This window comes from Massilia sp. ST3 (assembly GCF_018119405.1).
Lineage (GTDB): Bacteria > Pseudomonadota > Gammaproteobacteria > Burkholderiales > Burkholderiaceae_D > Telluria.
Genome location: NZ_JAGPWC010000058.1, coordinates 1 through 22,577, shown reverse-complemented (window position 1 = coordinate 22,577; position 22,577 = coordinate 1). Strand labels below are relative to the sequence as shown.

Here is a 22,577-nt window from a genome sequence, read left to right as displayed (position 1 = left end):
CCTCGCTCATGCTCCAGGAAGCGCTGTCCGCCAGCGAATGCGTGGCCCTGCAGCTGTCGCAGGACCAGGACCGCTATGCGGAACTGGGCCGCACCTTGCGCTCGACCAGCTTCCACAGCGCCGTGACGGTCGCCCGCGGCAGCTCGGACCACGCGTCCAGCTACCTGGCCTACCTGATCATGGCGCGCATGGGCCGCCTGGTGACCTCGCTGCCGATGTCGCTGATCACGCTGTACAAGTCGCCCTTGATCACGCGCGACACCCTGGCGGTGTCGATCTCGCAGTCGGGCCAGAGCCCGGACGTGGTCGAGCCGATCCGCTACTTCCGCGACGGCGGCGCCACCACCGTGGCCCTGGTCAACGACGCCGCCTCCCCGCTGGCGCAGGCGGCCGAGTGGGCCATGCCCCTGCACGCCGGCAAGGAGCAGAGCGTGGCCGCGACCAAGAGCTTCATCACCAGCCTGGTGGCCGGCGCGCGCCTGGTGGCCGAATGGCAGGACGATCCCGAACTGAAGGCCGGCATCGCCGCCCTGCCCGAGTCGCTGGCCCGGGCCGCCGAGGCCGACTGGTCCCCCGCGCTCGAGGTGCTGGCCCCGGCCCGCAACATCATGGTGGTGGGGCGCGGCATCAGCTTCCCCATCGCGCTGGAATCGGCCCTGAAATTCAAGGAGACCTCGGCCCTGCAGGCGGAAGCGTTCTCCGGCGCCGAGATCAAGCACGGCCCGATGGCCCTGATCGAGGAAGGCTATCCCCTCCTGATCTTCGCCACCCGCGGCCCGGCCCAGGCCGGCCTGGTGGCCCTGGCCGACGAGATGCGCGGACGCGGCGCACGCGTGCTGCTGGCCGCACCCGATGACGTCGCCAGCCGCGACCTGACCCTGCCGACGGCGGCCATCCCCGACCTCGACCCGATCGCGGCGATCCAGGCCTTCTATGTGATGGCGGCCCATTTGTCGAAGGCGCGCGGCCTCGATCCGGACCGTCCCCGCCACCTGAGCAAGGTCACCAAGACCAACTGACACGACGATGAGCGACTACTTCGACCTGGCCGGCCAGCTGATGATGGTGCGGCTGTTCGGCACCGAACTCGATGCCGATACCGATGCCTTCCTGCGCGCCCACAAGGTGCGCGGCGCCTGCCTGTTCCGCCAGAACATGCTCGACGCGCCCCAGCTGACCCGCTTCACCGGCGCGCTGCGCGACGCCATGGGGCCTGAAGCCCTGGTCGCCCTCGACCAGGAAGGCGGCGCCGTGGTGCGCTCGACCTGGGTCCCGGCCCCGCCCTCGGCCATGGCCCTGGGCGCGGCGGACGACCCGCAGCTGGCGCGCGAGGTCGGCGCAGCGGTGGCGCGCGCGGTGCGCGCCCTCGGCTTCAACTGGAACTTCGCGCCGGTGCTGGACCTGAACAACAATCCGCACAACCCGGTGATCGCCGAACGCTCCTTCGGCGCCGATCCGGAAGCCGCCGCGCGCATTGCCCTGGCCTGGATGGAAGGCAGCGAAAGCGAAGGCGTGGCCTGCTGCGTCAAGCACTTCCCCGGCCACGGCGACACCCACGTCGACTCGCACCGCGACCTGCCGACCGTGGACAAGCCCTTGTCGGAACTGGAGCGTTTCGAATTCGCGCCGTTCCGCATTGCCGCGCCCCATGCGCCGGCCGTGATGACCGCCCACATCGTCTACCCGGCGCTGGACCCGGTGAACCCGGCCACGATGTCGCACGCGATCCTGACCGGCATCCTGCGCCAGCAGTTCGGCTACCAGGGGGTGATCATCACCGACGGCATGGACATGCACGCCATCGCCCACCGCTACAGCGCCGGCCAGGCGGCCGTCAACGCGCTGGTGGCCGGCGCCGACATGGTGATGGCGATCGGCTCGCGCGAGACCCAGGTCGAGACCGTGCACGCGATCGCCCAGGCGATCCGCGACGGCGTGCTGCCGCTGCCGGAAGTCGAGGCGCGCCTCATGCGCCTGTCCAGACTGGCGCAGGCGCATCCGGCCGGCCCGGTGAGTTACGCCACCGAGCACGACGACCGCGCCCTGATGGCGCGCGCCTGGTGCGCGGGCCTCACCGCCCTCCGCCAGCCCACGCGCCCCGCCAAGGGCAGTAAAGTGCGCCTGGTGGCGCGCCAGGACGTGGTGAGCGACGGCGTGTCGGAAGCCGGGGTGCCGGCCGCGCAGATCGCCGCCGCGCTCGGCCGCCTGTACGACGTGGAACTGGTGACCTTCGCAGACGCCGAAGCCTTCGACTGGAACGCCCTGCCCCAGGACGGCCGCTTCACCATCCTGGCCTCGACCTCGCGCCGCCGCTACGGGCCGCATGCGCGTGCGAACTGGCGGCCGGACCTGCACATCGCGCTGTGGAATCCCTACCAGGCGCTCGACTTCGATGCGCCGGCCCTGATGACCTATGGCTTTGCGCCGCCCGCCGTGGATGCGGTGGTGGCCTGGCTGGCCGGCGAGGCCGAGGCGCGGGGACGTTGCCCGGTACCGGGCTTCGAGGGCTGAGCGGCTTTCGAATCGCCGATGCAATTAGGAAAGAGGCGCCTGCGGGCGCCTCTTTTTCGTTGGCCGATCAACCGATCCGGCCGCTCAGGCGTTAGTGGAGGATTGCGCTGCTGCGTCCGCATGACATTTGAGGTAACGCTATGTAACCGCACGGGTGCGCAGGCGCCCCATCGGGCACAATTGCCGAGCCTGAAAATGGCAGTTTATGGGACAATGCACGCTTTGTCCGAGATTGGCATTTTCGCTATATTGGCGAAAGCGCATGTCGCTCATTTTTTGTCTTGATTGAAGGATACTCCATGTCCCAATTCCGTCTTGCCCGCCTCTGCCTGATGCTGGCCGCCGTTGGCCTGTCGACTTCGGCCGTGATGACCAGCGCCCACGCCCAGCAGAAGACCGATGCGCCGGCCCCGGCCGCCGCGCCTGCGGACACCGTCCGCCCCGAGCTGTTCAAGCTGCTCGATCCGGCCGCGATCAAGCCGCTGATGGACGCGAAGAACTACACCGAAGTGCAGAACCGCATCGCCCAGGCCGAAGCGGTCCAGAACCGCACGCCCTACGAGGACTATGTGGTCAACCGCATGAAGATCTCGCTGGCCTCGGCCACCAACAACAATGCGATGCTGCTGCCGGCCCTGGAAGCCGTGGTCAACGCGAACCGCCTGAAGGGCGAAGAACAGGCCAACTTCATCCAGGCCATCGGCAATACCCACTACAACGCCAAGGACTGGGCGAAGGCGACCGAGTGGTTCAAGCGCTACCAGAAGGAAAGCAGCACCCCGGAGAAAGTGCGCCCGGCCCTGGCCCGTTCCTACTACTTCGCCGGTGACTACGCCGCGGCCAAGAACGAACTGGCGCCGATGATCGCCGACATGGAAAAAGCCGGCAAGGCGCCGAGCGAGGAAGACCTGCGCCTGCTGGCCTCGGCCTCCAACAAGATCAAGGACGACGCCGGCTACCTGTCGGGCCTGGAGAAGCTGGTCGCCCACTACCCGAGCGACGATTTCTGGACCGACCTGCTGAACCGCGGCGTGGCGCGCCAGAAGGGCTTCGACGCCCAGACCAACATGGTCAACGTGTACCGCCTCGAGTTCGCCGCCGTCAAGCAGATGGCGCCGGAAGAGTACGTCGACCTGGCCGAGCTGTCGCTGCGCGACGGTTTCCCGACCGAAGCCAAGAAGGTGATGGACGCCGGCTATGCCGCGGGCGTGCTGGGCAAGGGTTCGAACGCCAAGAGCCATGGCGCCCTGCGCGACCGGGCCAACAAGGGCGCGGCCGACGACGCCAAGAACATCGCCTCCGGCGAAGCCTCGGCCGCCAAGGCCAAGACCGGCGCTGGCCTGGTCAACCTGGGCTGGGCCTACGCCACCATGGACCAGGGCGACAAGGGCATCGGCTTCATCCAGCAGGGCATCGCCAAGGGCGGCCTGAAGAACCCGGAAGAAGCCAAGCTGCGCCTGGGCATGGCGCAGGCGCGCGCGGGCAAGACCGCCGACGCGGTCAAGACCTTCGAGTCCGTCAAGGGCGGCGGTGGTGCGGGCGACCTGGCCAAGTACTGGATCGTGCTGCTGAACCAGAAGCAAGGCGGCGCGGCGCGTACTGCGGCGCAGTAATTCTGTTGCTTGCTGGTGTCACGGAAGCCGGGCTGAACGCCCGGCTTTTTGCTTTTGGGGCTACGCGGCTAACCTGGGTCCCCGCCTTCGCGGGGAGTCATTGCCGCCAGTGGCGGGAATGACCTTGTTTGAGTTTACCGTTAGCTTTAAGACCGTCATCCCCGCGCAGGCGGGGACCCAAGTTAGCACGCCTACCCATTCCCCTCTTTTTACCCCACAAGGTGCGCCCCCGAACACACCCCCCAGCAAGCCCGGCGGATAATCCCCCCGTTCACCCCGGAGCTCCGCCATGACTACCGTACGCAAAGGCCAGGCCCCCGCCAAATTGGGCCGCGACGAATTCCACCTGCGCTTCCGCCGCGCCTTCCAGGACCCCGGCTACGATGCGCTGGACGAGGAACTGCGGGCCATCGAGGACGTCGCCTGGGACGCCTACACCAATGGCCGCAAGGCCCCGCGCACCGTCAAGGCCGGCCCCGGTTTCGCCGATCCGGACTACGATCTCTCGGTCGAATGGAAGGAAACGCGCGACCGCCTGCTGGCGGCCGAGGCGCGCCAGAAGGATCCGGGCGCGAAGAACCGCGTCCTGCTCATCAACGGCGCGGCGCGCAACGACGGCAGCTGTCCGGGCGAGGTCTCGAAATCCTGGCGCATGACCATCCTCGCGCGCGACGTCCTGCTGGAACAGGGCTTCGAGGCCGACCTGCTCGACCTGAGCCTGCTGACATCGGGCTACGACCACCACATCCACCCCTGCAAGGGCTGCGTCTCGACCGCCATGCCGCTCTGCCACTGGCCCTGCAGCTGCTATCCGAACCACGCCGCGCGCCAGACCAATGACTGGATGAACGAGATCTACGAGCGCTGGGTGCTGGCGCATGGCGTCATCATCGTGACGCCGGTCTACTGGTACCAGGCCCCGGCGGTGCTCAAGCTGATGATCGACCGCCTGGTGTGCGCCGACGGCGGCAACCCCGATCCCACCTCGACCCACGGCAAGGATGCCGGCAAGGCCAAGGACATCGAGCACGCCGGCTGGGACTATCCCAAGCACCTGGCCGGGCGCGCCTTCGGTTTGGTGGTGCACGGCGACGTGGCCGGCATCGAGGGCACGCGGCGGTCGCTGTCGGACTGGCTCAACTGGATGGGGCTGGTGGATTCGGGCAGCTTCAGCCAGCTCGACCGCTACGTGGGCTACTACGAATCCTATGCCGGCAGCCACGAGCACCTCGACCGCGACACCGCGGTGCAGGAAGAGGTGCGCAACGTGGCGCGCGCGGTGGCCGACGCGGTGCGCGAAGTGCGCGCCGGGCGGGTGCAGGTGGTCTGTCACGGCCTGAAGGATCCGCGCCCAAAATAGACTTGCACTCGCTTCCCGGCTTGGTACTATGCGCGCATGACTCCCCTCGCCCAACTGATGTACAACATCGCCGGAACCGCCAAGCTGCCGCTCTACCAGCAGCTCCAGCGCGCGCTGCGCCAGGCGATCGACGAGGGCATGCTGGGGCCCGCTGCGGCGCTGCCGGCCGAGCGCCAGCTGGCGGCCGAACTGGGGATCTCGCGCATCACGGTGCGCAAGGCCATCGACGGGCTGGTGGAAGAAGGCCTGCTGGTGCGCCGCGCGGGCTCGGGCAACTTCATCAACACCCGCATCGAGAAGAACTTCGCCAAGCTCACCTCGTTTTCCGAGGACATGCGGGCGCGCGGGCGGGCGCCGCGCAGCGTCTGGCTCAAGCGTTCGGAAGGGCTGGTGACGCCCGAGGAAGCCCTGCGCCTGCGGCTATCGCCGGGGACGCCCGTGTACCGCTTCAACCGCATCCGCTTCGCCGACGAGATGCCGATGTGCCTGGAGTACGCCACCATCGCCGCCTTCGCCCTGCCCTCGCTCGATGCGGTGCAGGAATCGATGTACGAGGCGCTGGAGGCGGCGGGCAACCGGCCGGTGCGGGCCTTGCAGCGCCTGACCGCGCTGCTGCTGGGAACGGAACAGGCGCGCCTGCTGCAGGCCAGCCAGGGGGACGCGGGACTGTGCGTGGAGAGGCTGGGCTTCCTGAGGGATGGACGGGCGGTGGAGCTGTGCAGGTCGTACTTCAGGGGCGATATGTATGATTTTGTGGCGGAGTTGAATGCGGGGTGATGCAAGGGAACTTGGGTCCCCGCCTGCGCGGGGATGACGTTGGTTTAGAGCGGTGAATGTTCGTTGAATCGACTTCGGACACGTACGTTTGAGTCGTCATCCCCGCGCAGGCGGGGACCCAGGTTCAACACCCCTCAAACCGCCGTCAAGCCCCCATCCACCACCAGTTCGTGCCCATTCACATACGAGGCCTGGTCCGAACACAGCCACAGCGCCGCATTCGCGATTTCCGCCGCTTCCGCGTAGCGCCCCAGCGGCTGCGCGGCCTTCAGCTTCTTCTCGAAAGCCGGATCGCGCTCGATCGCGCGCGCCAGCATCGGGGTCTTGACCGCCGCCGGGCACAGCGCGTTCACGCGAATGCCGTCACGCGCGTACTCCGCCGCGGCGCTCTTGGTGAAGCCGACCACCGCATGCTTGGAAGCGCCATAGATCGCGCGGCTGGGCGAACCCACCAGTCCCGACACCGAGGCCATGTTGACGATCGCCCCGCTGCCCTGCTTGAGCATCTGGCGCAGCTGGTATTTCATGCACAGCCACACGCCCTTGACGTTGACGCCCATGATGCGGTCGAACTGCTCGTCGTCGGCCTCGGCCAGCGGCTGGCGCTCTTCGTCCACCGCCGCGTTGTTGACCGCGTAGTCCAGGCGGCCGTAATAATTGATGGTTTTCTCGACCAGCGCCTCGACCTCGTGCGCGCGCGTGACGTTGCTCTGTACGAACAAGGCCTTGCCGCCGGATTCGACGATCATGGCCGCTGTCGCGTGGCCGCCTTCGATCGAGGTGTCGGCGACCACGACGCTGGCGCCGGCCCGGCCGAAACCCAGCGCGATCGCCCGCCCGATCCCGCTTGCCGCGCCGGTAACGAGAACGACCTTGCCGGAGAACGCGGTGCCCGCTTCCGGCTGCTGCTTGCTGATGCCCTTCATGATGCTCCCAGGATGAAACTGCGCAAATGATGCTGCCGCAAGGCAACATTTTAACGCATGCGCGATTTTCCTGTCACAAATGACCACGCCCTGCGTGGTCATTTGTGGTGAAGCAACTACTGGGACGACTTCCCTTTGGCTTTGGCCTGGTCGCCCGCGATGAACACCGACAGCTTGGCCGGGTCGATCGCCTTGCGGAAGGCCGCATTCAGCTGGGGCACGGTGACCGCCATCAGTTTCTGCTCGAGCTGCTCCGACCATTCGAAGGTGCGGCCGCGGTACACCAGGCCGGTCCAGCCGGCCGCCAGCACGCCGTCGTTCGAGCGGTTCTGCAGGCGCTGCTGCATCAGGCCCGACTTGGCGCCGGCCAGTTCGGCGGCGGTGAAGCCTTCCTTGACCGCACGCGCCAGTTCCTCGCGCACCGCGGCGTCGAGCCTGGCCAGGTTCTGCGGCGCGGCGATGGCGCTGATCGAGAAGCCGCCGGCGCGGTCCAGGTCCCCTGCTTCGAGTTCCGAGCCGCCGCCGTAGGACAAGCCGTCCTTCTGGCGGATGCGGTCCATCAGGCGCGACTTCAGGCCGCCTTCGCCGAAGATGTAGTTAGCCAGCAGCAGGGACGGATAATCCGGGTCGTCGATCTGCAGGTCCAGGTTCAGGCGCGCCAGGTAGAAGCCGTTCTCCTTGTCCGGCGTGTCCAGGGTGCGCGTCACCGGCGCCACCTCGGCATGCCGGTTCAGGACCGGCGCCACGTGGGCCTGCGCGCGCCAGGCGCCGAACAGCTCGTTCACCAGGGGCGTGATTTCCTTCGGATCGAAGTCGCCGACGATCGCCATCTCGGCGGGGTGGGTGCCGTAATACTCGCGGTGGAAGGCCTTGACATCGGCCAGGCGCGTGGACTTGATGTCTTCGATGTCTTCCTCGAAGGTATTGCGGTAGCGGATGTCGCCGCGCTTGTACTGCTCGAAATGCCTGAACATCGCGCGCGCCGCCACGCTCTGGGGTTCGTTGCGCCCGGCCTCCACGCCCACCAGCCACTGCTGGCGCAGCTGGTCGAACTCGGCCTCGGGGAAGCCGGGCTCCTTCAGTACGTGGGCGGCCAGCTTCAGGGCTTCCGGCAGGTGCTCGCGGGTGGTCTGGAAGTGATTCGGGCTGCCCGTCATCTTCAGCTTGTCGAAGGCGTCGGCCAGTTCGGCGCGGCTGTAGCGCGTGGTGCCGCGCATCAGCATCGCCGAGGTGAAGCCGCTCACCATGCCCTTGCCGAACAGGTTCTTCTCGTCGCCGAAGTGCTGGCGCAGGTCGACCGTCACGGTCTCGCCGCGGTTCTTTTTCGGCAGCAGCGCCAGCTTGACGCCGCCGGCCGTGGTGAGCGTGGTGCGCTTCATGATGTTGCGCTGGCTCGGATCGAAGTCTTCCGACACCAGGTTCGAGGCTTCCGGCTTGAAGTCCTTCAGCACCGCCTGGACCGACGGCGCTTCGGGCACCGCGGCGCGCTGCGGCGCGTCCTCGGGGATGAAGGTGCCGCTGACGCGGTTGCTGCGCATGAAGTAGCGCCCCGCGCTGGCCGCCACCTCGGCCGCCTCGACCTTGCGGATACGCTCGCGGCTCAGGAAATACAGGCGCCAGTCGCCCAGCGCGATCACTTCGGACAGCGCCACGCCGACCGCCTGCGGATCGTTCAGGCTGCGCTCGATGGTGTTCAGGTAGTTGCGGCGCACACGCTCCATCTCCTCCGCGGTCGGCGGATGCCGGGCGAATTCCTCGACCGCCTGGGTCAAGGCCTCGCGCACCGGTTCGACCGGCTCGCCCTTCTTGACCACCGCGCCGAAGAACTGCAGGCCGGGCGCGTAGCCGGTCTCGCCGAAGCTGAACACCTGGCTGGCCTTGCCGGTTTCCACCAGCAGCTTGTGCAGGCGGCCATTGGGAACGTCGCCCATGATCTCGTTGGCGAAGCCGAGCGCGTCGCTGTCAGGGTGCAGGTCGGACGGGATCTTGTAGCCGACGGCCACGATCTGGACGTCGCCCTGGCGCCGCACCGCGAAGCTGCGCTCGCCGTCCTGGGTCGGTTCGACGGTCCAGAACTGGGGCAGCGCGCGCTTGGGTCTCGGGATCGCGCCGAACAGGCGGTTAATGTTGGCCAGGGTGCTGTCCGGATCGAACTTGCCGGCCACCAGCAGCACCGCGTTGTCGGGCTGGTAGTAGGTCTTATAGAAGGCGCGCAGGTTGGCGATCTTGACGTTCTCGATGTCGCTGCGGTTGCCGATGGTCGAGCGGCCATACGAATGCCAGTCGTAGGCCACGCTCTGCATGCGCTTGAACAGCACGCCGCCGGGCGAGTTCTCGCCGCTCTCGTACTCGTTGCGCACCACGGTCATCTCCGAGGCCAGGTCCTTCTCGGCGACGAAGGAATTGACCATGCGGTCGGCTTCCATCTGCAGCGCCCAGTCCAGGTTGGACTTGGAGGCCTGGAACACCTCGTAGTAGTTGGTGCGGTCGAGCGACGTGGTGCCGTTGAACTGCATGCCGCGGTCGGCGAACTGCTTGGTGATGTCGCGGTTGTTCTTCGCGCCCTTGAACAGCAGGTGCTCGAGCAGGTGGGCCATGCCGGTCTCGCCGTAGTTCTCGTGGCGCGAACCGACCAGGTAGGTCATGTTCACCGTGATCGTCGGCCGCGAGGCGTCCGGGAACAGCAGCACCTTCAAGCCGTTGGCCAGGCGGTATTCGGTAATGCCTTCGACCGAGGGGCCGAGGCTGACGCCTTTCGGCAGCGGCGCCGCCAGGACCGCGCCGCTCATCACGAAAGCGGCCGCGCCAACCCATACCTGCACGGCGGCGCCGCGCTTGAAACTCATCCAATCCATACCATCCCTTCAATAAAAGCAGGCGGGCGCAGCGGCTAGATTTCACCCGTCGCCTAAACCCGTCATTCCGGCGAAGGCCGGAATGACGGGTTCGAAGCTAAGGGTGAAAGTAAGCTTGCTGGACGACGCAACGCCCGTCCCGATCCGGAGATCGTAACAGAGCGATGCGCCGGCCCGACACTAACAGATCTGCTATTAAGGATGGCTTAATAAGCGCTCCTAATGCCGCGCGCGCCGCTCCTGGGCCTGCTGCCAGGAACTGATGCGCGACAGCTCGCCCATTTCCTCGGCCAGGAATTCGAGCAGGTCGTCGGCGCTCACGATGCCGCTCAGCCTGCCGGCCGTGTCGACCACCGGCACGCGCCGGATGCCGCGCAGGCGCATGCGTTCGATGAGTTCATAGACGTCGTCGGATTCGTTGGCCGTGAGCAGGTCGTCGCTCATGATGTCGCCGGCCAGGATGCTGGCCGGGTCGAGTCCGGGCGCGATGACGGACACGACGATGTCGCGGTCGGTCAGGATCCCGACCGGCACGCTGCTGTCGCCCTCGGCGTCGACGACGACCAGGTCGCCGACATGGTGCTGGCGCATCAGCAGCGCCGCGCCCTGCACCGATTCGTCGCGGGCGCAGATGATGGTTTGATTCGTGCAGAGTTCGCCGATGTGCATGATGCCCTCCTCGCTCTCGCGCGCCGCCGCCGGCCTGAGCACGCAGGCCAAAACAAAACTGGCGCTGTGACTTTCATCATAGCGCCAGTTAGGCAGATGGGAATGGCGATTCAGGCGGCGCCGGGTTTCTTCTCGCCCGGCAGCGGGACATAGCAGGCGTCTACGACCTGCAAATCATTGTCCTTGGCGAAGTTGATGACGAAGTGGTACGCCATCGGCTCGACCTTCTGCAGCTGGTGGTTCACCACCACGGCCTTGGTGCCGTTGACCACCGTCGGGTGGACATAGGGGGAAAACCTCAGGTGCGCGTCCCGGCCGGTAGAGCCCGGGCAAAAGCAGGCCATGACCCCGCACAGGCGTTCCGCCCAGTCGCTCGGGCGAAATTGCCTGCCTTTGTTCGTGATGCCCAGGATAAAAAACTCGCCGGCGAGTTCCTTGTCCGTGGTGTGCGATGACTCGGCCATAGTGCTGCTTGCTCAAACAGAAAGTGCTGCGTGGATGAGAATAACCTCAGCTCACTATTATATCTTATAGAAGACTTGGGCACGAGGGCTCGCACACGTTCCGTTCAGCCGAGCCACACCACGCTTGAGGTCAGGAGCAGGAGGATCATCCATAATATCAGGGCGCGCCACACCAGGCCTACCGTGCTTTGGAGGGCCCTGACATTCGGCTCTTCTCCCGGCAACACATCCGTTTCGGCGTCCGTCAGGTCCACCGTGGCGGCGTCGGCCGGCAGCAGCTGGGGCGCGTTCTCGTTGGGCGTGCCCAGGCGCACACCCATGGCGCCGCCGCCGGCAGCCAGGATGATGCCCTTGGCTTCGTCGGCCCAGCGGTTCGCGAAGTTGCGCCAGGCATAGATGGCGTCCTCGAAATTACCGACCACGGCGAAGGCGATCGCGGTCAGGCGCACCGGGATCCAGTCGATCCAGTAGAAGGCCTTGGCCGCGAACTGGCCGAAGGCTTCGTTGCGCATGTGGTCGGGCTCGTTCCAGGCGCGCGACAGGTATTCGGAGACGCGGTACATGACGGCGCCGGCCGGGCCGAGCGGCATCAGGAACCAGAAGAACACGCCGAACACGTTGCGGTGGGTGGTGATCAGGGCGTTCTCGACCGCCACGCGGGTGATCTCGGTGCTGTCCATGCCGACCGTGTCCTGGTGGGTCCATTCCGCCAGCAAGGTGCGCGCGGTGGCCTCGTCGCCCGTGTTCAGGGCCAGCTGGATGCTGGTGAAGTAATGGCTGTAGTGGCGGAAACCCAGGGTCAGGTAGACGATCAGGACATTCCAGGCGAAGGCCAGGAACACCAGGTTGTAGCGCATGAAGAACCAGTAGACCAGCCAGGTCGGCACCATCAGGGCCGCCATCATCAGGATCCAGCCCATGCGGCCATTGCGCTGCTCGCCCGCGTTGAACCATTTCTCGATGCGCATCGCGAAGCCCTTGATGCCACCGTAGACCTGGTTATCCGCGCGCAGCGGTTTCAGCTGCTCGATCAGCAGCGCGCACAGGATGGAAAAGAATGTCATGCAGGAACCCTTTTTTGTTATAGCAATACAACTGCCCGCTACGATAACGGAGAAGGCCGCTGGAATCAAATCGGGTTCTGTAAGAATCTTTTACGCCCTGAGGAAATGGAAGAGATTGCGCAGCATGGCCGCGGTCGCGCCCCAGATGAAGTATTGCTCATATGGCATCGCATAGAAATTCCTGCGTCCCGCGGTCTGCGGCAGTTCGAGGGTGCGGCGCTGGTGGTTCAAGCCATCCATCAGGAAGGCGAGCGGCACTTCGAAGACCTCGGCCACCTCGTTCGGATCGGCGCTCACGTCAAACGGCGGCTCGACCAGGGCCACCACCGGGGTGACGCGGTAGGCGCTGATGGTGGTGTGGTCGGGCAGCACGCCGATGATTTCCACATGGCGGCGATGCAGGCCGATCTCCTCCTCGGCTTCGCGCAGCGCGGTCTCGATGGGCGAGGAGTCCAGCTCCTCCGCCCCGCCGCCGGGGAAGCTGATCTGGCCGGCATGGCTGGACAGGTGATCGGTGCGGCGCGTGAACAGCACCGTGAGGCCTTGCGGGCGCATCACGAGCGGCACCAGCACGGCGGCGCGGCGCAGGGTCTGGCCGCGCACCGCCAGGGCTTCTTCGGAGAATTCCGGCTCCCAGGGCAGGGTTTGCGCGAAGCGGGCGCGCAGGGCCTCGGGCGTCAGGCGCTCTGCCGGCACGGGCGACTCGCCGGCGAGGCCGGCGATGGGCATCTGGGTGGGATCGAAAACGAGCTTGACCAAGATCGGGAATCCTTTTGCATACGCCGGCTTTGCCGTCCACCCTACGGGTTGGCAACTTTACATGGGCCGCCGGAAAAGAAAAAGGCATCCTTGCGGATGCCTTTTCCAGAACACTGACGCTATTACTCAGCAGCAGCAGCGGTGTTGGCTGCTTTACGCTGCGGCAGCTTTTCCTTGATACGTGCCGACTTGCCCGAACGCTCGCGCAGGTAGTACAGCTTGGCGCGGCGCACGTCACCACGACGCTTCACTTCGATCGAAGCGATCAGCGGCGAGTACAGCTGGAAGGTACGTTCCACGCCTTCGCCCGACGAGATCTTGCGAACGATGAAGTTCGAGTTCAGGCCGCGGTTACGACGCGAGATCACGACGCCTTCGTATGCCTGGGCGCGCTTGCGGTTGCCTTCGACGACGTTGACGCTGACGACAACGGTGTCGCCCGGTGCGAAATCAGGGATGTTGCGGCCGAGGCGCGCAATTTCTTCTTGCTCGAGTTGCTGGATCAGATCCATTTTTTATCACTCCAAAAACCATCTTGCTGGCGCTTTACTGCATGCCCAGTAGAGGATGGGGTTGAACAAACGGGCAACATGCCCGTCGTCGCATGCACACAAAGATGCATTCTTACTCGGCAGGTTTGACCAAACCCGCCAGAAACTGTTCATCGGCCTTGCTCAACCGGCCGGCGGCGCGCGCCTGGTCCAGCAATTCGGGCCGTTTCTTCGCGGTCGCCTCCAGCATGCGCTGGCGGCGCCACTTCATGATCTCGGCGTGGTTGCCGCCCATCAGGACAGGAGGCACCGGTTCGCCTTCATATATTTCGGGCCGCGTGTAATGCGGCGAGTCCAGCAGGCCGTTGACGAAGCTGTCTTCGACCGCCGAGGCGTCGTCGCCCAGCACGCCGGGGATCAGCCGCACCACCGCATCCATCAGGGCCATCGCCGGCAGCTCGCCGCCGGACAGCACGAAGTCGCCGAGGGAAATCTCCTCGTCGACGCAGCGGTCCAGCAGGCGCTGGTCCACCGCTTCGTAGCGGCCGCACAGGATGACGAGCCCGGGCTCTTCCTTCAGCGCCATGGCGCGTTCGTGGGTCAAGGGCCTGCCTTGCGGCGACATGAACACCACGCGCGGCGCCGGCAGACCCAGGTCGACCTGCCTTTGCTTGGCCGCATTGATCGCGGCTTCGAGCGGTTTCGCCAGCATCACCATGCCGGGGCCGCCGCCATAGGGGCGGTCATCCACGGTGCGGTGGCGGTCCTGCGTGAAATCGCGCGGATTCCAGATCTGCAGGGCCCAGCGTTGTTGCTCGAAGGCGCGGCGGGTGACTCCCGACTGCGTCAATGCGGCGAACATCTCTGGGAACAAGCTCACGACGTCAAACTGCATCGGATCTCGCTCCGTGCGGACCGGGAGGATTAATAATCCAGGCCCCAGTCCAGGGTAATCAGCTTGCCCTCGAGGTCGACGGTCTTGACGAACTGGTCCACGAACGGCACGAGGCGATCCTGTACTTTCGCAGCAGGATCACCTTCAGCTACCGGCGTGATGCGCAAGATGGATTGCGCGCCGTTGTGCATCATGTCGGCCACCTTGCCCAGGGCTTCGCCCTGCAGGTTGACCACATCCAGGCCGATCAGATCGGTCCAGTAGTATTCGTCTTCTTCGAGTGCAGGAAAATCCTTGCGCGACACTTGAATCGTGGCGCCCTTGAGCGCTTCGGCTTCATCGCGGTCGCGCAGGCCGACCAGGGTGGCAACGACGTCGCCACTATGGAACTTCGCGGTCCGTACGGCGACGGAACGCAGGGCCGGCTTGTCGAGCCACCAGGTTTTGACGTTCAGCAGCGCATCCGCATCCACCGAGTGCGGGGTAATGCGGATTCCGCCTACCAGCCCGTACGCGCCGGACACATGGCCGACCTGGATCAGGTCGTCGGGGACTTGCACCCCGGGTGCTGCCGAATCGGTCAAACCTGTCAAACCTTACTTAGGCAGCCGGGGTCTGCTGAGCGACCAGGCGAGCGACGGTCGGCGACAGTTGTGCGCCAACGCCTTGCCAGTGAGCCAGACGGTCAGCAGCGATACGCAGGCCGACTTCGGCGCCCGATGCCATCGGGTTGTAGAAGCCGATGCGCTCGATGAAACGGCCATCGCGACGGTTGCGCGAGTCGGTTGCAACGATGTTGAAGAACGGACGCTTTTTAGCGCCACCACGAGCCAAACGAATAACGACCATAATAATTCCGAAAAAGTGAGCTGGACGGAGAAAGTCGACGATTATAGCGCGCGACGGCTCCCAGCAGCAAGTGTTAACGACAACCCGGCGCGCAGTCCCGGCCGAATCAAACATTATCGCCTATTTTTCGCCACACCGCCACCAAGCCAGCCACTCCCCTCCCCCTCTACCGGCGAAAGCGTGCCATTTTGGCCAATATGGACGATACTCTTGGCTTTACTGAACGATTGGCAATATTTCCATGGCTGTCGCACACAAGAACAAGACCTTCGCCGTCCTGCTGGCCCTGCTGCTGGGCGGCCTCGGCGCCCACCGCTTCTACCTGAAAGGCGGCACCGACCGCCTGGGGCTGCTGCACCTGTGCAGCCTGTTCGTCACCGGCATCCTGTATGGGGCCGTCAAGCCGCATCCCTTCTATGTGATCCTGCCGCTATTGGTATCCGTGATCGCGGCCTGCATCGAGGCGCTGGTGCTGGGGCTGACGCCGGATGAGAAGTGGGATGCGGGGTACAACGCGGGGAGCGGCAGGGCCTCGCGCTCGAACTGGCTGCTGCCGCTGATGCTGGTGCTGGTGATGACCGTTGGGGCGATCGTGCTGATCGGGACGATTGCGAGGTTGTTTGACTTGCTTTATACGGGTGGGGCGTACGGTTAAAGGCTGCTCATGGAAACTTGGATCCCGGCCTTCGCCGGGATGACGTTTATACGCACGTAGTCGAAGTCACTCAGCAGTCATCCCACACTCTCTCCAACGTCGTCCCGGCGAAGGCCCGGACCCAAGTTAGCACCGCAGCCAATACGGCCGACAAAAAAGCAGCCCTGCGGCTGCTTTTTTCACGTCCAGGCAAACAGACGTCAGAACTGCTCGACCTCCAGCGCCAGCACACCCGACGCGCCTTCCACGATCGCATCGCGCATACCGCCCGCCTGGCTCAGCACCTGGTCGCCAAAGAAGCGCGCCGTGGCGATCTTGGCCTTGAAGAACGACGCATCGCCCTCGCCGCCCTGGAGCTTCTGCTGCGCCACCAGCGCCGCGCGGCCCATCTGCCAGCCGCCCAGCACGATGCCGGCCAGCTTCAGGTAGGTCACGCTGCCCGCGAACACGGCGCGTACGTCCGACTTGGCGTTGGCCACCACGAAGTCCACCACCTGCTCCAGCGCGTCCGCGCCGTCCACCAGGCGGCGCGAGAGCGCGGCCAGGTCGCCCTGCACTTCCGCCAGCTGGGCGGCGGTCGCGCGCACCTGGGCGATCAGGCCCTTGGCCACGGCGCCGCCGTCGCGCACGGTCTTGCGGCCCACCAGGTCGTTGGCCTGGATCGCGGTCGTGCCTTCGTAGATGGTCAGGATCTTGGCGTCGCGGTAGTGCTGGGCGGCGCCGGTCTCCTCGATGAAGCCCATGCCGCCGTGCACCTGCACGCCGTCGCGCGCGACGTTCTCGCTCATCTCGGTCGACCAGCCCTTGATGACCGGGACCAGGTATTCGTAGACGGCCAGGTTGGCCTTGCGGGTCGCCTCATCGGCGTGGTTGTGGGCGATGTCCGAGATGCTGGCGCCGACATAGGCCAGCGCGCGCGCGGCCTCGGTCTGCGAGCGCATCGACATCAGCATGCGGCGCACGTCCGGGTGGTTGATGATGGCCACCGGGCCCGGCGAGCCGGCCACTTCGCGCGACTGCACGCGGTCCTTGGCGAAAGCCACGGCCTGCTGGTAGGCGCGCTCGGCCAGGCCGACGCCCTGCATGCCGACGCCGAAGCGGGCCGCGTTCATCATGATGAACATGTATTCCAGGCCGCGGTTCTCTTCGCCCACCAGGGTGCCGATGGCGCCGCCGTGGTCGCCGAACTGCAGCACGGCGGTCGGCGAGGCCTTGATGCCCAGCTTGTGCTCGATCGAGACGCAGTGCGCGTCGTTGCGCGCGCCCAGCGAGCCGTCGGCGTTGACCAGGAACTTCGGCACGATGAACAGCGAGATGCCCTTCACGCCAGCCGGCGCGTCCGGGGTTCGGGCCAGCACCAGGTGGATGATGTTCTCCGCCATGTCGTGCTCGCCGTAGGTGATGAAGATCTTGGTGCCGAAGATCTTGAATGTGCCGTCGCCCTGCGGCTCGGCGCGGGTGCGCACGGCGGCCAGGTCGGAACCGGCCTGCGGCTCGGTCAGGTTCATGGTGCCGGTCCACTTGCCGCTGATGAGCGGTTCGAGGAACAGCGCCTTCTGCTCGTCGGAACCGGCGGTCAGCAGCGCCTCGATGGCGCCGTCGGTCAGCAGCGGGGCCAGTGCGAAGGACAGGTTGGCGCCATGGAGCATTTCCATGCACGGGGTGGCCACCAGCTTCGGCAGGCCCTGGCCGCCGAATTCGGCCGGGTGCTGCACGCCCTGCCAGCCGGATTCGGCGAAGGCGCGGAAGGCTTCCTTGAAGCCCTTCGAGGTGGTGACGCTGCCGTCTTTCCAGAAGCTCGGCTCTTTATCGCCGGCGTGGTTCAGCGGGGCGATGACTTCGCCGCAGAATTTCGCACTCTCTTCCAGGACCGCGCCGACGGTGTCGGCGGTCGCGTCCTCGCAGCCGGGCAGCTGGCTGATCTGTTCCAGGTTCGCCAGTTCGTTGAGGACGAACTGCATGTCTTTCAGCGGGGCTTGGTAGCTCACCTTTGTCTCCTAGTCGGGTGCCGCGCGATAAACCGCGCGCGCAAAAAAAACCGTCGTTCCGGCGAAGGCCGGAACGACGTGTATGGGATACGGGTGGTGGAGGCGTTCGCATTGCGCTCACCACCCCACGGGACTTAACCCAGTTCCTTGACCAGCTGCGGAACGACTTCGAACAGGTCGCCCACCAGGCCGTAGTCGGCCACCGAGAAGATCGGCGCTTCCGGATCCTTGTTGATGGCGACGATGGTCTTCGAGTCCTTCATGCCGGCCAGGTGCTGGATTGCGCCCGAGATGCCGACGGCGATGTACAGGGTCGGGGCGACGATCTTGCCGGTCTGGCCAACCTGCCAGTCGTTCGGCACGAAGCCGGCGTCCACCGCGGCGCGCGAGGCGCCCATGGCGGCGCCCAGCTTGTCGGCCAGCGGTTCCAGGATCTTGAAGTTCTCGGCCGAGCCGATGCCGCGGCCGCCCGAGACGATGATCTTGGCGGCGGTCAGTTCCGGACGGTCCGACTTGGCCAGTTCGCGGCCGACGAAGGACGACTTGCCCGAGTCGCCGACAGCGGCGATCTGCTCGACGGCAGCCGACCCGCCGGTCGCGGCGCTGTCGAAAGCGGTGCCGCGCACGGTGATGACCTTGACCTTGTCGCTCGACTGCACGGTGGCGATGGCGTTGCCGGCGTAGATCGGACGCTCGAAGGTGTCGGGCGAATCGACCTTGGTGATTTCCGAGATCTGGGCCACGTCCAGCTTGGCGGCCACGCGCGGCAGGATGTTCTTGCCGTAGGCGGTAGCCGGGGCCAGGATGTGCGAGTAGTTGCCGGCGACAGCCAGCACCTGCTCGGCGACGTTCTCGGCCAGGCCATCGGCGAAGTGCGGCGCGTCGGCGACCAGCACTTTCGCCACGCCGGCGATCCCTGCTGCGGCTTCGGCGGCGGCGCCGCAGTTCGAGCCGGCGACCAGGATGTGGACCTCGCCGCCGCACTGGGCGGCCGCGGTCACGGTGTGGTGGGTAGCGCCCTTCAGGGAGCCGTTGTCGTGTTCAGCAATAACGAGTGCGACCATGATGATTCCTATGAATTTTTTTCGGAAGGCCGATTAGATGACTTTGGCTTCGGTGCGGAGTTTTTGCACCAGGGTCGCCACATCCGGCACCTTGACGCCGGCCGAACGCTTGGCCGGCTCGACCACTTTCAGGGTCTTCAGGCGCGGGGTCACGTCGACGCCCAGGTCTTCCGGCTTGACGGTCTCGAGCGGCTTCTTCTTGGCCTTCATGATGTTCGGCAGGGTGACATAGCGCGGCTCGTTCAGGCGCAGGTCGGTGGTGATGATGGCCGGCAGGCTCAGGGCCACGGTTTCCAGGCCGCCGTCGACTTCGCGGGTCACGGTGACCTTGCCGTCTTCCAGCACCACTTTCGATGCGAAGGTGGCTTGCGGCCAGCCCAGCAGCGAAGCCAGCATCTGGCCGGTCTGGTTCGAATCGTCGTCGATCGCCTGCTTGCCCAGGATGATCAGCTGCGGCTGTTCCTTGTCGGCCAGCGCCTTCATGATCTTGGCCACGGCCAGCGGCTCGGTCTCGACCGCGGTCTCGACCAGGATGCCGCGGTCGGCGCCGATCGCCATGCCGGTACGCAGGGTTTCCTGGCACTGGGCCACACCGACCGACACCGCCACCACTTCGGTGACCTTGCCGGATTCCTTCAGGCGCGTGGCTTCTTCCAGCGCGATCTCGTCGAACGGGTTCATCGACATTTTGACGTTGGCGATATCCACGCCGCTGCCGTCGGATTTGACGCGGACCTTGACGTTGTAGTCGACCACGCGTTTGACGGGTACCAGGACTTTCATAGGGTGCCTTTAGAAAATGGATGGAGACAGACTAAAATGGCCTAGATTATAAGAGAAATTCAGGCTTCCAGCTAAATTAAAGCACGATCGTGCGTTTTTTTGCTAGAGGTTTTCCCCTAATCGGCACAAGTAACAAAAGGTGGAGAGCGGCGGGGCCAGCCTGCCCCGCCCATGGACAGCGCCTACTTGCGCTGCATCAGGAAGGTGAACTCGCCGTTCACGTGCGAGTGGGAGAGCAGCGCGTTGCCGGTTTGCTTGGCAAAGGCCTGGAAGTCGCGCACGGACCCGGTGTCGGTGGCCACGATGCGCAGCACCTGGCCGCTCTCCATCTCGGCAAGCGCTTTCTTCGCTTTGAGGATGGGCAGCGGGCAGTTCAGTCCGCGCGCATCCAGGTCTCTCTGGAATTCCATGGTATCGGTGTCGAAAGTGGTGTCGCTCATCGCTTGCCTGCTTTGTTAGGTGGTCCTACTGAGTCGCATACTACTCCAATTTCCGCAGTATGACGCAGCGCACCAAAATAGTCACACACTGTTGCAAGAGTGCAACCGATTGTTAAATTTCAACATTTATTGCACTCTGACCGGACACAGCTGATAAGCAGCGGCACCAGCAAGGTGCGTTTTCCCATGGCGCGCCCAGGATTCTGCCCTTATCCCTCATCGACCGTCCACAGAAAACTTGCTTTTCCGAATGACTCATGATGAAGTGATCGTTATCAAATACTTAATACCTTCATTCTTTCCTGGACTGGTGGAACCGCATGCGCAGACTGATTCGCCTCTTCCCTCTCGCCTTGCTCGCGCTGGCTGGATGCTCGATCACCAGCAAGCAGATGGCCACGGCGCTGGAGCAGCCCAAGCAGATCGCGATCTTCTTCGACGGCACCAACAACGACGAGGAATCCGATACCAACGTCAAGCGCCTGCATTCGCTGGTCAGCCTGCAGCAGCGCCCCGACATCGCCACCTTCTACGTCGAGGGCGTCGGCAGCGAGCGGGGCGTGCTTGGCATGGGCACGGGATGGGGTTTCCAGGACAGGGTGAAGCCGGCCTACCGCTTCCTGCTCGAGAACTACGCACCCGGCGACCGCATCTACATTTTCGGCTTCAGCCGCGGCGCCTATTCGGCGCGCGTCCTGGCGGCGCTGCTGCACCGCGCGGGCCTGCCCGCCAACACGAAGCTGTCGAAGGAGCGGCTGGCCGAAACGGTCTACGACACGCAGAAAAAGACCCTGGAGGACAATATCGGGCCGGACCGCTTCGATATCTTGCACAAGGCGCACGCAAACATCGACGGCGCGACAGGCGCGCCCGCCTCGATCAGCGTCGAGGTGCTGGGCCTGTGGGATACCGTCGAGGCCCTCGGTTTCCCTAAATGGGGCGCGCGTATCCGGCACCGGCTCGGCAACAAGGCATTCGAGATCGACGTCGACATCCCCAACCACCGTTATGGCGACTCGCTGTGCAACGTCAAGCGCGCCTACCACGCGCTGTCGCTCGACGACAACCGGGAATGGATCTTCACGCCGCTGCTTCTCGGCCGCGAGCCCATGTTCGCGGGCTGCGCCAAGGATGGCCAGCACATGCTGGACGCCAAAGGCGGCATCATCCCCGGCCACCTGAAGGAAGTCTGGTTCGCCGGCGCCCACTCCGACGTCGGCGGCGGCTACCACGACAGCATGCTGGGCGGCGTCTCGCTGAACTGGATGCTCGGCGAGCTGCGCGACACCGGCCTGCTGCCGCCGGGCGCGGCGGTGAACCAGGACCCCTTCGGCAGGAGCCACGATCCCGAGTCGGGACTGTATGGACTGATCTACCGGAACATCCACCGCAACCTCGGCGGCTACCCGGTCAACAAGGATCTGCACCGCACGGAGTTCGCCGGGAGGCTGTGCGTGCACCCGGCGGTGCTGGAACGGCGGCGCGCCCTTCCCCTGGCGGCCCACGAGAACCATTCGCTCAGCTTGCGCGCCGCGGGCCCGGTGTGCCTGGTCGAGGACTTCGGCGAAGGCATCAGCAAGCCGCAGCGCCTGAAGGAACGCCCGCCGGGCTCCGACGCTCCCTGCGTGGAAACCCTGGAGGTGGAAGTATTCGGAGAATGCAAAGGACAGCAATGAAACGCATGAACAAGCAGGGCAGGCATCCGGCGCCGGCGGCCTGCCTCGCGCTGGCATCGGCGTTGAGCCTGGCCGGCTGCGCCTCTTCGCAGACCGGCCTGGAAAACCGCTATTCGACCCTGCCGCCCGGCGCCAGGACCTGCTCCTTCGGGCCGGCGGGGGAACTCGTCAAGCTGCAGCCGGGCGAGCGCTGCTACGCGCACGTGGTCGCCAGCGAACGGGTGTCGCTTACGCCCCTGCAGGTCGACCGCGGCGAACGCTACGCGGTGAAGGCGCCGCCCAACCAGTACTGGTCCGACGCCAGCCACACCCAGCAGCCCCCAAAAGGCCAGGACGGCACCTGGCTGATGCAGCGCTTCGACCACTGGAAGCGCGTGCGCGATGCCAAGTGGTTCGCCCTGATCGCGACGGTGCTCGACATCGGCACCTTGGCACGCGCCTCCACCCTGGCCCAGGACATCAGCTGCAACCCGGAGTTCGCCGTCACCCGCCAGGGCCAGCTGGGATTCTTCCCCAACGATGCGGTCGCGCCCTGGGGCGACGGCGGCACCTTCTACCGCAACAACCATGGCGAGATCTGGGTCGAGGTGCGCAGGCTGGGCGACGATCACCCTGTCACCCCAGCTTGTGTCGCCGGGAAGGACAAGGCGGGAAGGTAGGGCAGATGTGCGTCGGGGGCCCCGGGGGGGGGGGGGCGGGGGGGGGGGGGGGGGTGGGGGGGCCCGCCGGGGGGGGTGG

22 protein-coding genes are annotated in these 22,577 nt (G+C 65.6%); 8 read left to right on the top strand and 14 right to left on the bottom strand.

Going from position 1 to position 22,577, the window contains the following annotated elements; translation table 11 throughout:
* Positions 1 to 8: 8 nt before the first annotated feature.
* The 5 genes from KBW98_RS17885 to KBW98_RS17865 all read left to right on the top strand — a co-directional run bounded on the left by KBW98_RS17885 (position 9) and on the right by KBW98_RS17865 (position 6,261).
* Complete coding sequence (locus tag KBW98_RS17885) at positions 9 to 1,019, top strand: SIS domain-containing protein (protein ID WP_211521528.1); 1,011 nt, start codon at positions 9 to 11, stop codon at positions 1,017 to 1,019.
* A 7-nt stretch (positions 1,020 to 1,026) separates the two neighbouring features.
* Positions 1,027 to 2,511 carry a beta-N-acetylhexosaminidase gene (gene nagZ / locus KBW98_RS17880; RefSeq protein ID WP_211521516.1) on the top strand — a complete coding sequence of 495 codons (1,485 nt, stop codon included), beginning with the start codon at positions 1,027 to 1,029 and terminating at the stop codon, positions 2,509 to 2,511.
* A 299-nt stretch (positions 2,512 to 2,810) separates the two neighbouring features.
* Complete coding sequence (locus KBW98_RS17875; protein WP_211521515.1) at positions 2,811 to 4,124, top strand: hypothetical protein; 1,314 nt, start codon at positions 2,811 to 2,813, stop codon at positions 4,122 to 4,124.
* A 289-nt stretch (positions 4,125 to 4,413) separates the two neighbouring features.
* Positions 4,414 to 5,484 (top strand): flavodoxin family protein, encoded by a 1,071-nt coding sequence (locus tag KBW98_RS17870; protein WP_211521514.1) that lies wholly within the window; start codon positions 4,414 to 4,416, stop codon positions 5,482 to 5,484.
* 36 nt (positions 5,485 to 5,520) lie between these two features.
* The gene (locus KBW98_RS17865) at positions 5,521 to 6,261 is read left to right on the top strand and encodes a GntR family transcriptional regulator (RefSeq protein ID WP_211521513.1); all 741 of its coding nucleotides are present in this window, start codon (positions 5,521 to 5,523) and stop codon (positions 6,259 to 6,261) included.
* Between the two features lie 134 nt (positions 6,262 to 6,395).
* On the opposite strand, the gene KBW98_RS17860 is transcribed toward KBW98_RS17865, so the two are convergent.
* From KBW98_RS17860 to rpsP, 10 genes are all read right to left on the bottom strand, one after another.
* Positions 6,396 to 7,187: an SDR family oxidoreductase gene (locus KBW98_RS17860; protein ID WP_211521512.1), complete on the bottom strand. Its 792-nt coding sequence runs from the start codon at positions 7,185 to 7,187 to the stop codon at positions 6,396 to 6,398.
* 116 nt (positions 7,188 to 7,303) lie between these two features.
* Entirely contained in the window at positions 7,304 to 10,033 is a 2,730-nt protein-coding gene (locus KBW98_RS17855; RefSeq protein WP_211521511.1) for a pitrilysin family protein, read from the bottom strand.
* A 228-nt stretch (positions 10,034 to 10,261) separates the two neighbouring features.
* The gene (locus KBW98_RS17850) at positions 10,262 to 10,711 is read right to left on the bottom strand and encodes a CBS domain-containing protein (protein ID WP_211521510.1); all 450 of its coding nucleotides are present in this window, start codon (positions 10,709 to 10,711) and stop codon (positions 10,262 to 10,264) included.
* A gap of 110 nt (positions 10,712 to 10,821) precedes the next feature.
* A complete protein-coding gene (locus KBW98_RS17845) occupies positions 10,822 to 11,175 on the bottom strand; it encodes a DUF3579 domain-containing protein (RefSeq protein ID WP_211521509.1) in 354 nt (117 codons plus the stop codon).
* Between the two features lie 104 nt (positions 11,176 to 11,279).
* Positions 11,280 to 12,239: a CobD/CbiB family protein gene (locus tag KBW98_RS17840; protein WP_211521508.1), complete on the bottom strand. Its 960-nt coding sequence runs from the start codon at positions 12,237 to 12,239 to the stop codon at positions 11,280 to 11,282.
* Positions 12,240 to 12,329: 90 nt separating this feature from the next.
* A complete protein-coding gene (locus tag KBW98_RS17835) occupies positions 12,330 to 12,998 on the bottom strand; it encodes a CoA pyrophosphatase (RefSeq protein WP_229429267.1) in 669 nt (222 codons plus the stop codon).
* Between the two features lie 122 nt (positions 12,999 to 13,120).
* Complete coding sequence (rplS, locus tag KBW98_RS17830; protein ID WP_211521507.1) at positions 13,121 to 13,510, bottom strand: 50S ribosomal protein L19; 390 nt, start codon at positions 13,508 to 13,510, stop codon at positions 13,121 to 13,123.
* A 112-nt stretch (positions 13,511 to 13,622) separates the two neighbouring features.
* Positions 13,623 to 14,384, bottom strand: coding sequence for a tRNA (guanosine(37)-N1)-methyltransferase TrmD (gene trmD, locus KBW98_RS17825; RefSeq protein WP_211521506.1), 762 nt, complete (start codon positions 14,382 to 14,384; stop codon positions 13,623 to 13,625).
* 29 nt (positions 14,385 to 14,413) lie between these two features.
* Positions 14,414 to 14,944 carry a ribosome maturation factor RimM gene (gene rimM / locus KBW98_RS17820; protein ID WP_211521526.1) on the bottom strand — a complete coding sequence of 177 codons (531 nt, stop codon included), beginning with the start codon at positions 14,942 to 14,944 and terminating at the stop codon, positions 14,414 to 14,416.
* A 40-nt stretch (positions 14,945 to 14,984) separates the two neighbouring features.
* The gene (gene rpsP, locus KBW98_RS17815) at positions 14,985 to 15,233 is read right to left on the bottom strand and encodes a 30S ribosomal protein S16 (RefSeq protein WP_211521505.1); all 249 of its coding nucleotides are present in this window, start codon (positions 15,231 to 15,233) and stop codon (positions 14,985 to 14,987) included.
* A gap of 241 nt (positions 15,234 to 15,474) precedes the next feature.
* Between rpsP and KBW98_RS17810 the strand changes: the two genes are divergently transcribed.
* Complete coding sequence (locus tag KBW98_RS17810) at positions 15,475 to 15,888, top strand: NINE protein (protein ID WP_211521504.1); 414 nt, start codon at positions 15,475 to 15,477, stop codon at positions 15,886 to 15,888.
* 200 nt (positions 15,889 to 16,088) lie between these two features.
* On the opposite strand, the gene KBW98_RS17805 is transcribed toward KBW98_RS17810, so the two are convergent.
* From KBW98_RS17805 to KBW98_RS17790, 4 genes are all read right to left on the bottom strand, one after another.
* Positions 16,089 to 17,876 carry an acyl-CoA dehydrogenase gene (locus KBW98_RS17805; RefSeq protein WP_211521503.1) on the bottom strand — a complete coding sequence of 596 codons (1,788 nt, stop codon included), beginning with the start codon at positions 17,874 to 17,876 and terminating at the stop codon, positions 16,089 to 16,091.
* A 134-nt stretch (positions 17,877 to 18,010) separates the two neighbouring features.
* Positions 18,011 to 18,940 carry an electron transfer flavoprotein subunit alpha/FixB family protein gene (locus KBW98_RS17800; protein ID WP_211521502.1) on the bottom strand — a complete coding sequence of 310 codons (930 nt, stop codon included), beginning with the start codon at positions 18,938 to 18,940 and terminating at the stop codon, positions 18,011 to 18,013.
* Positions 18,941 to 18,973: 33 nt separating this feature from the next.
* A complete protein-coding gene (locus tag KBW98_RS17795; RefSeq protein WP_211521501.1) occupies positions 18,974 to 19,723 on the bottom strand; it encodes an electron transfer flavoprotein subunit beta/FixA family protein in 750 nt (249 codons plus the stop codon).
* Between the two features lie 182 nt (positions 19,724 to 19,905).
* Positions 19,906 to 20,163, bottom strand: a complete 258-nt coding sequence (locus KBW98_RS17790) for a sulfurtransferase TusA family protein (RefSeq protein WP_229429265.1) — start codon at positions 20,161 to 20,163, stop codon at positions 19,906 to 19,908.
* Positions 20,164 to 20,483: 320 nt separating this feature from the next.
* Between KBW98_RS17790 and KBW98_RS17785 the strand changes: the two genes are divergently transcribed.
* The gene (locus KBW98_RS17785; protein ID WP_211521500.1) at positions 20,484 to 21,839 is read left to right on the top strand and encodes a DUF2235 domain-containing protein; all 1,356 of its coding nucleotides are present in this window, start codon (positions 20,484 to 20,486) and stop codon (positions 21,837 to 21,839) included.
* Positions 21,836 to 22,498, top strand: coding sequence for a hypothetical protein (locus KBW98_RS17780; RefSeq protein ID WP_211521499.1), 663 nt, complete (start codon positions 21,836 to 21,838; stop codon positions 22,496 to 22,498). The genes KBW98_RS17785 and KBW98_RS17780 overlap by 4 nt, the downstream gene beginning before the upstream one ends.
* The last annotated feature ends 79 nt before the right edge of the window (positions 22,499 to 22,577 follow it).

Bases quoted from the DNA above. Each gene is read 5' to 3' on its own strand.
- KBW98_RS17840 (WP_211521508.1), bottom strand. From the start codon at position 12,239: ATGACATTCTTTTCCATCCTGTGCGCGCTGCTGATCGAGCAGCTGAAA.
- KBW98_RS17800 (WP_211521502.1), bottom strand. From the start codon at position 18,940: ATGGTCGCACTCGTTATTGCTGAACACGACAACGGCTCCCTGAAGGGC.
- rpsP (WP_211521505.1), bottom strand. From the start codon at position 15,233: ATGGTCGTTATTCGTTTGGCTCGTGGTGGCGCTAAAAAGCGTCCGTTC.
- trmD (WP_211521506.1), bottom strand. From the start codon at position 14,384: ATGCAGTTTGACGTCGTGAGCTTGTTCCCAGAGATGTTCGCCGCATTG.
- KBW98_RS17860 (WP_211521512.1), bottom strand. From the start codon at position 7,187: ATGAAGGGCATCAGCAAGCAGCAGCCGGAAGCGGGCACCGCGTTCTCC.
- KBW98_RS17790 (WP_229429265.1), bottom strand. From the start codon at position 20,163: ATGAGCGACACCACTTTCGACACCGATACCATGGAATTCCAGAGAGAC.
- rplS (WP_211521507.1), bottom strand. From the start codon at position 13,510: ATGGATCTGATCCAGCAACTCGAGCAAGAAGAAATTGCGCGCCTCGGC.
- KBW98_RS17795 (WP_211521501.1), bottom strand. From the start codon at position 19,723: ATGAAAGTCCTGGTACCCGTCAAACGCGTGGTCGACTACAACGTCAAG.
- KBW98_RS17845 (WP_211521509.1), bottom strand. From the start codon at position 11,175: ATGGCCGAGTCATCGCACACCACGGACAAGGAACTCGCCGGCGAGTTT.
- KBW98_RS17875 (WP_211521515.1), top strand. From the start codon at position 2,811: ATGTCCCAATTCCGTCTTGCCCGCCTCTGCCTGATGCTGGCCGCCGTT.
- KBW98_RS17785 (WP_211521500.1), top strand. From the start codon at position 20,484: ATGCGCAGACTGATTCGCCTCTTCCCTCTCGCCTTGCTCGCGCTGGCT.
- KBW98_RS17850 (WP_211521510.1), bottom strand. From the start codon at position 10,711: ATGCACATCGGCGAACTCTGCACGAATCAAACCATCATCTGCGCCCGC.
- KBW98_RS17870 (WP_211521514.1), top strand. From the start codon at position 4,414: ATGACTACCGTACGCAAAGGCCAGGCCCCCGCCAAATTGGGCCGCGAC.
- nagZ (WP_211521516.1), top strand. From the start codon at position 1,027: ATGAGCGACTACTTCGACCTGGCCGGCCAGCTGATGATGGTGCGGCTG.
- KBW98_RS17865 (WP_211521513.1), top strand. From the start codon at position 5,521: ATGACTCCCCTCGCCCAACTGATGTACAACATCGCCGGAACCGCCAAG.
- KBW98_RS17855 (WP_211521511.1), bottom strand. From the start codon at position 10,033: ATGAGTTTCAAGCGCGGCGCCGCCGTGCAGGTATGGGTTGGCGCGGCC.
- KBW98_RS17780 (WP_211521499.1), top strand. From the start codon at position 21,836: ATGAAACGCATGAACAAGCAGGGCAGGCATCCGGCGCCGGCGGCCTGC.
- KBW98_RS17810 (WP_211521504.1), top strand. From the start codon at position 15,475: ATGGCTGTCGCACACAAGAACAAGACCTTCGCCGTCCTGCTGGCCCTG.
- KBW98_RS17885 (WP_211521528.1), top strand. From the start codon at position 9: ATGCTCCAGGAAGCGCTGTCCGCCAGCGAATGCGTGGCCCTGCAGCTG.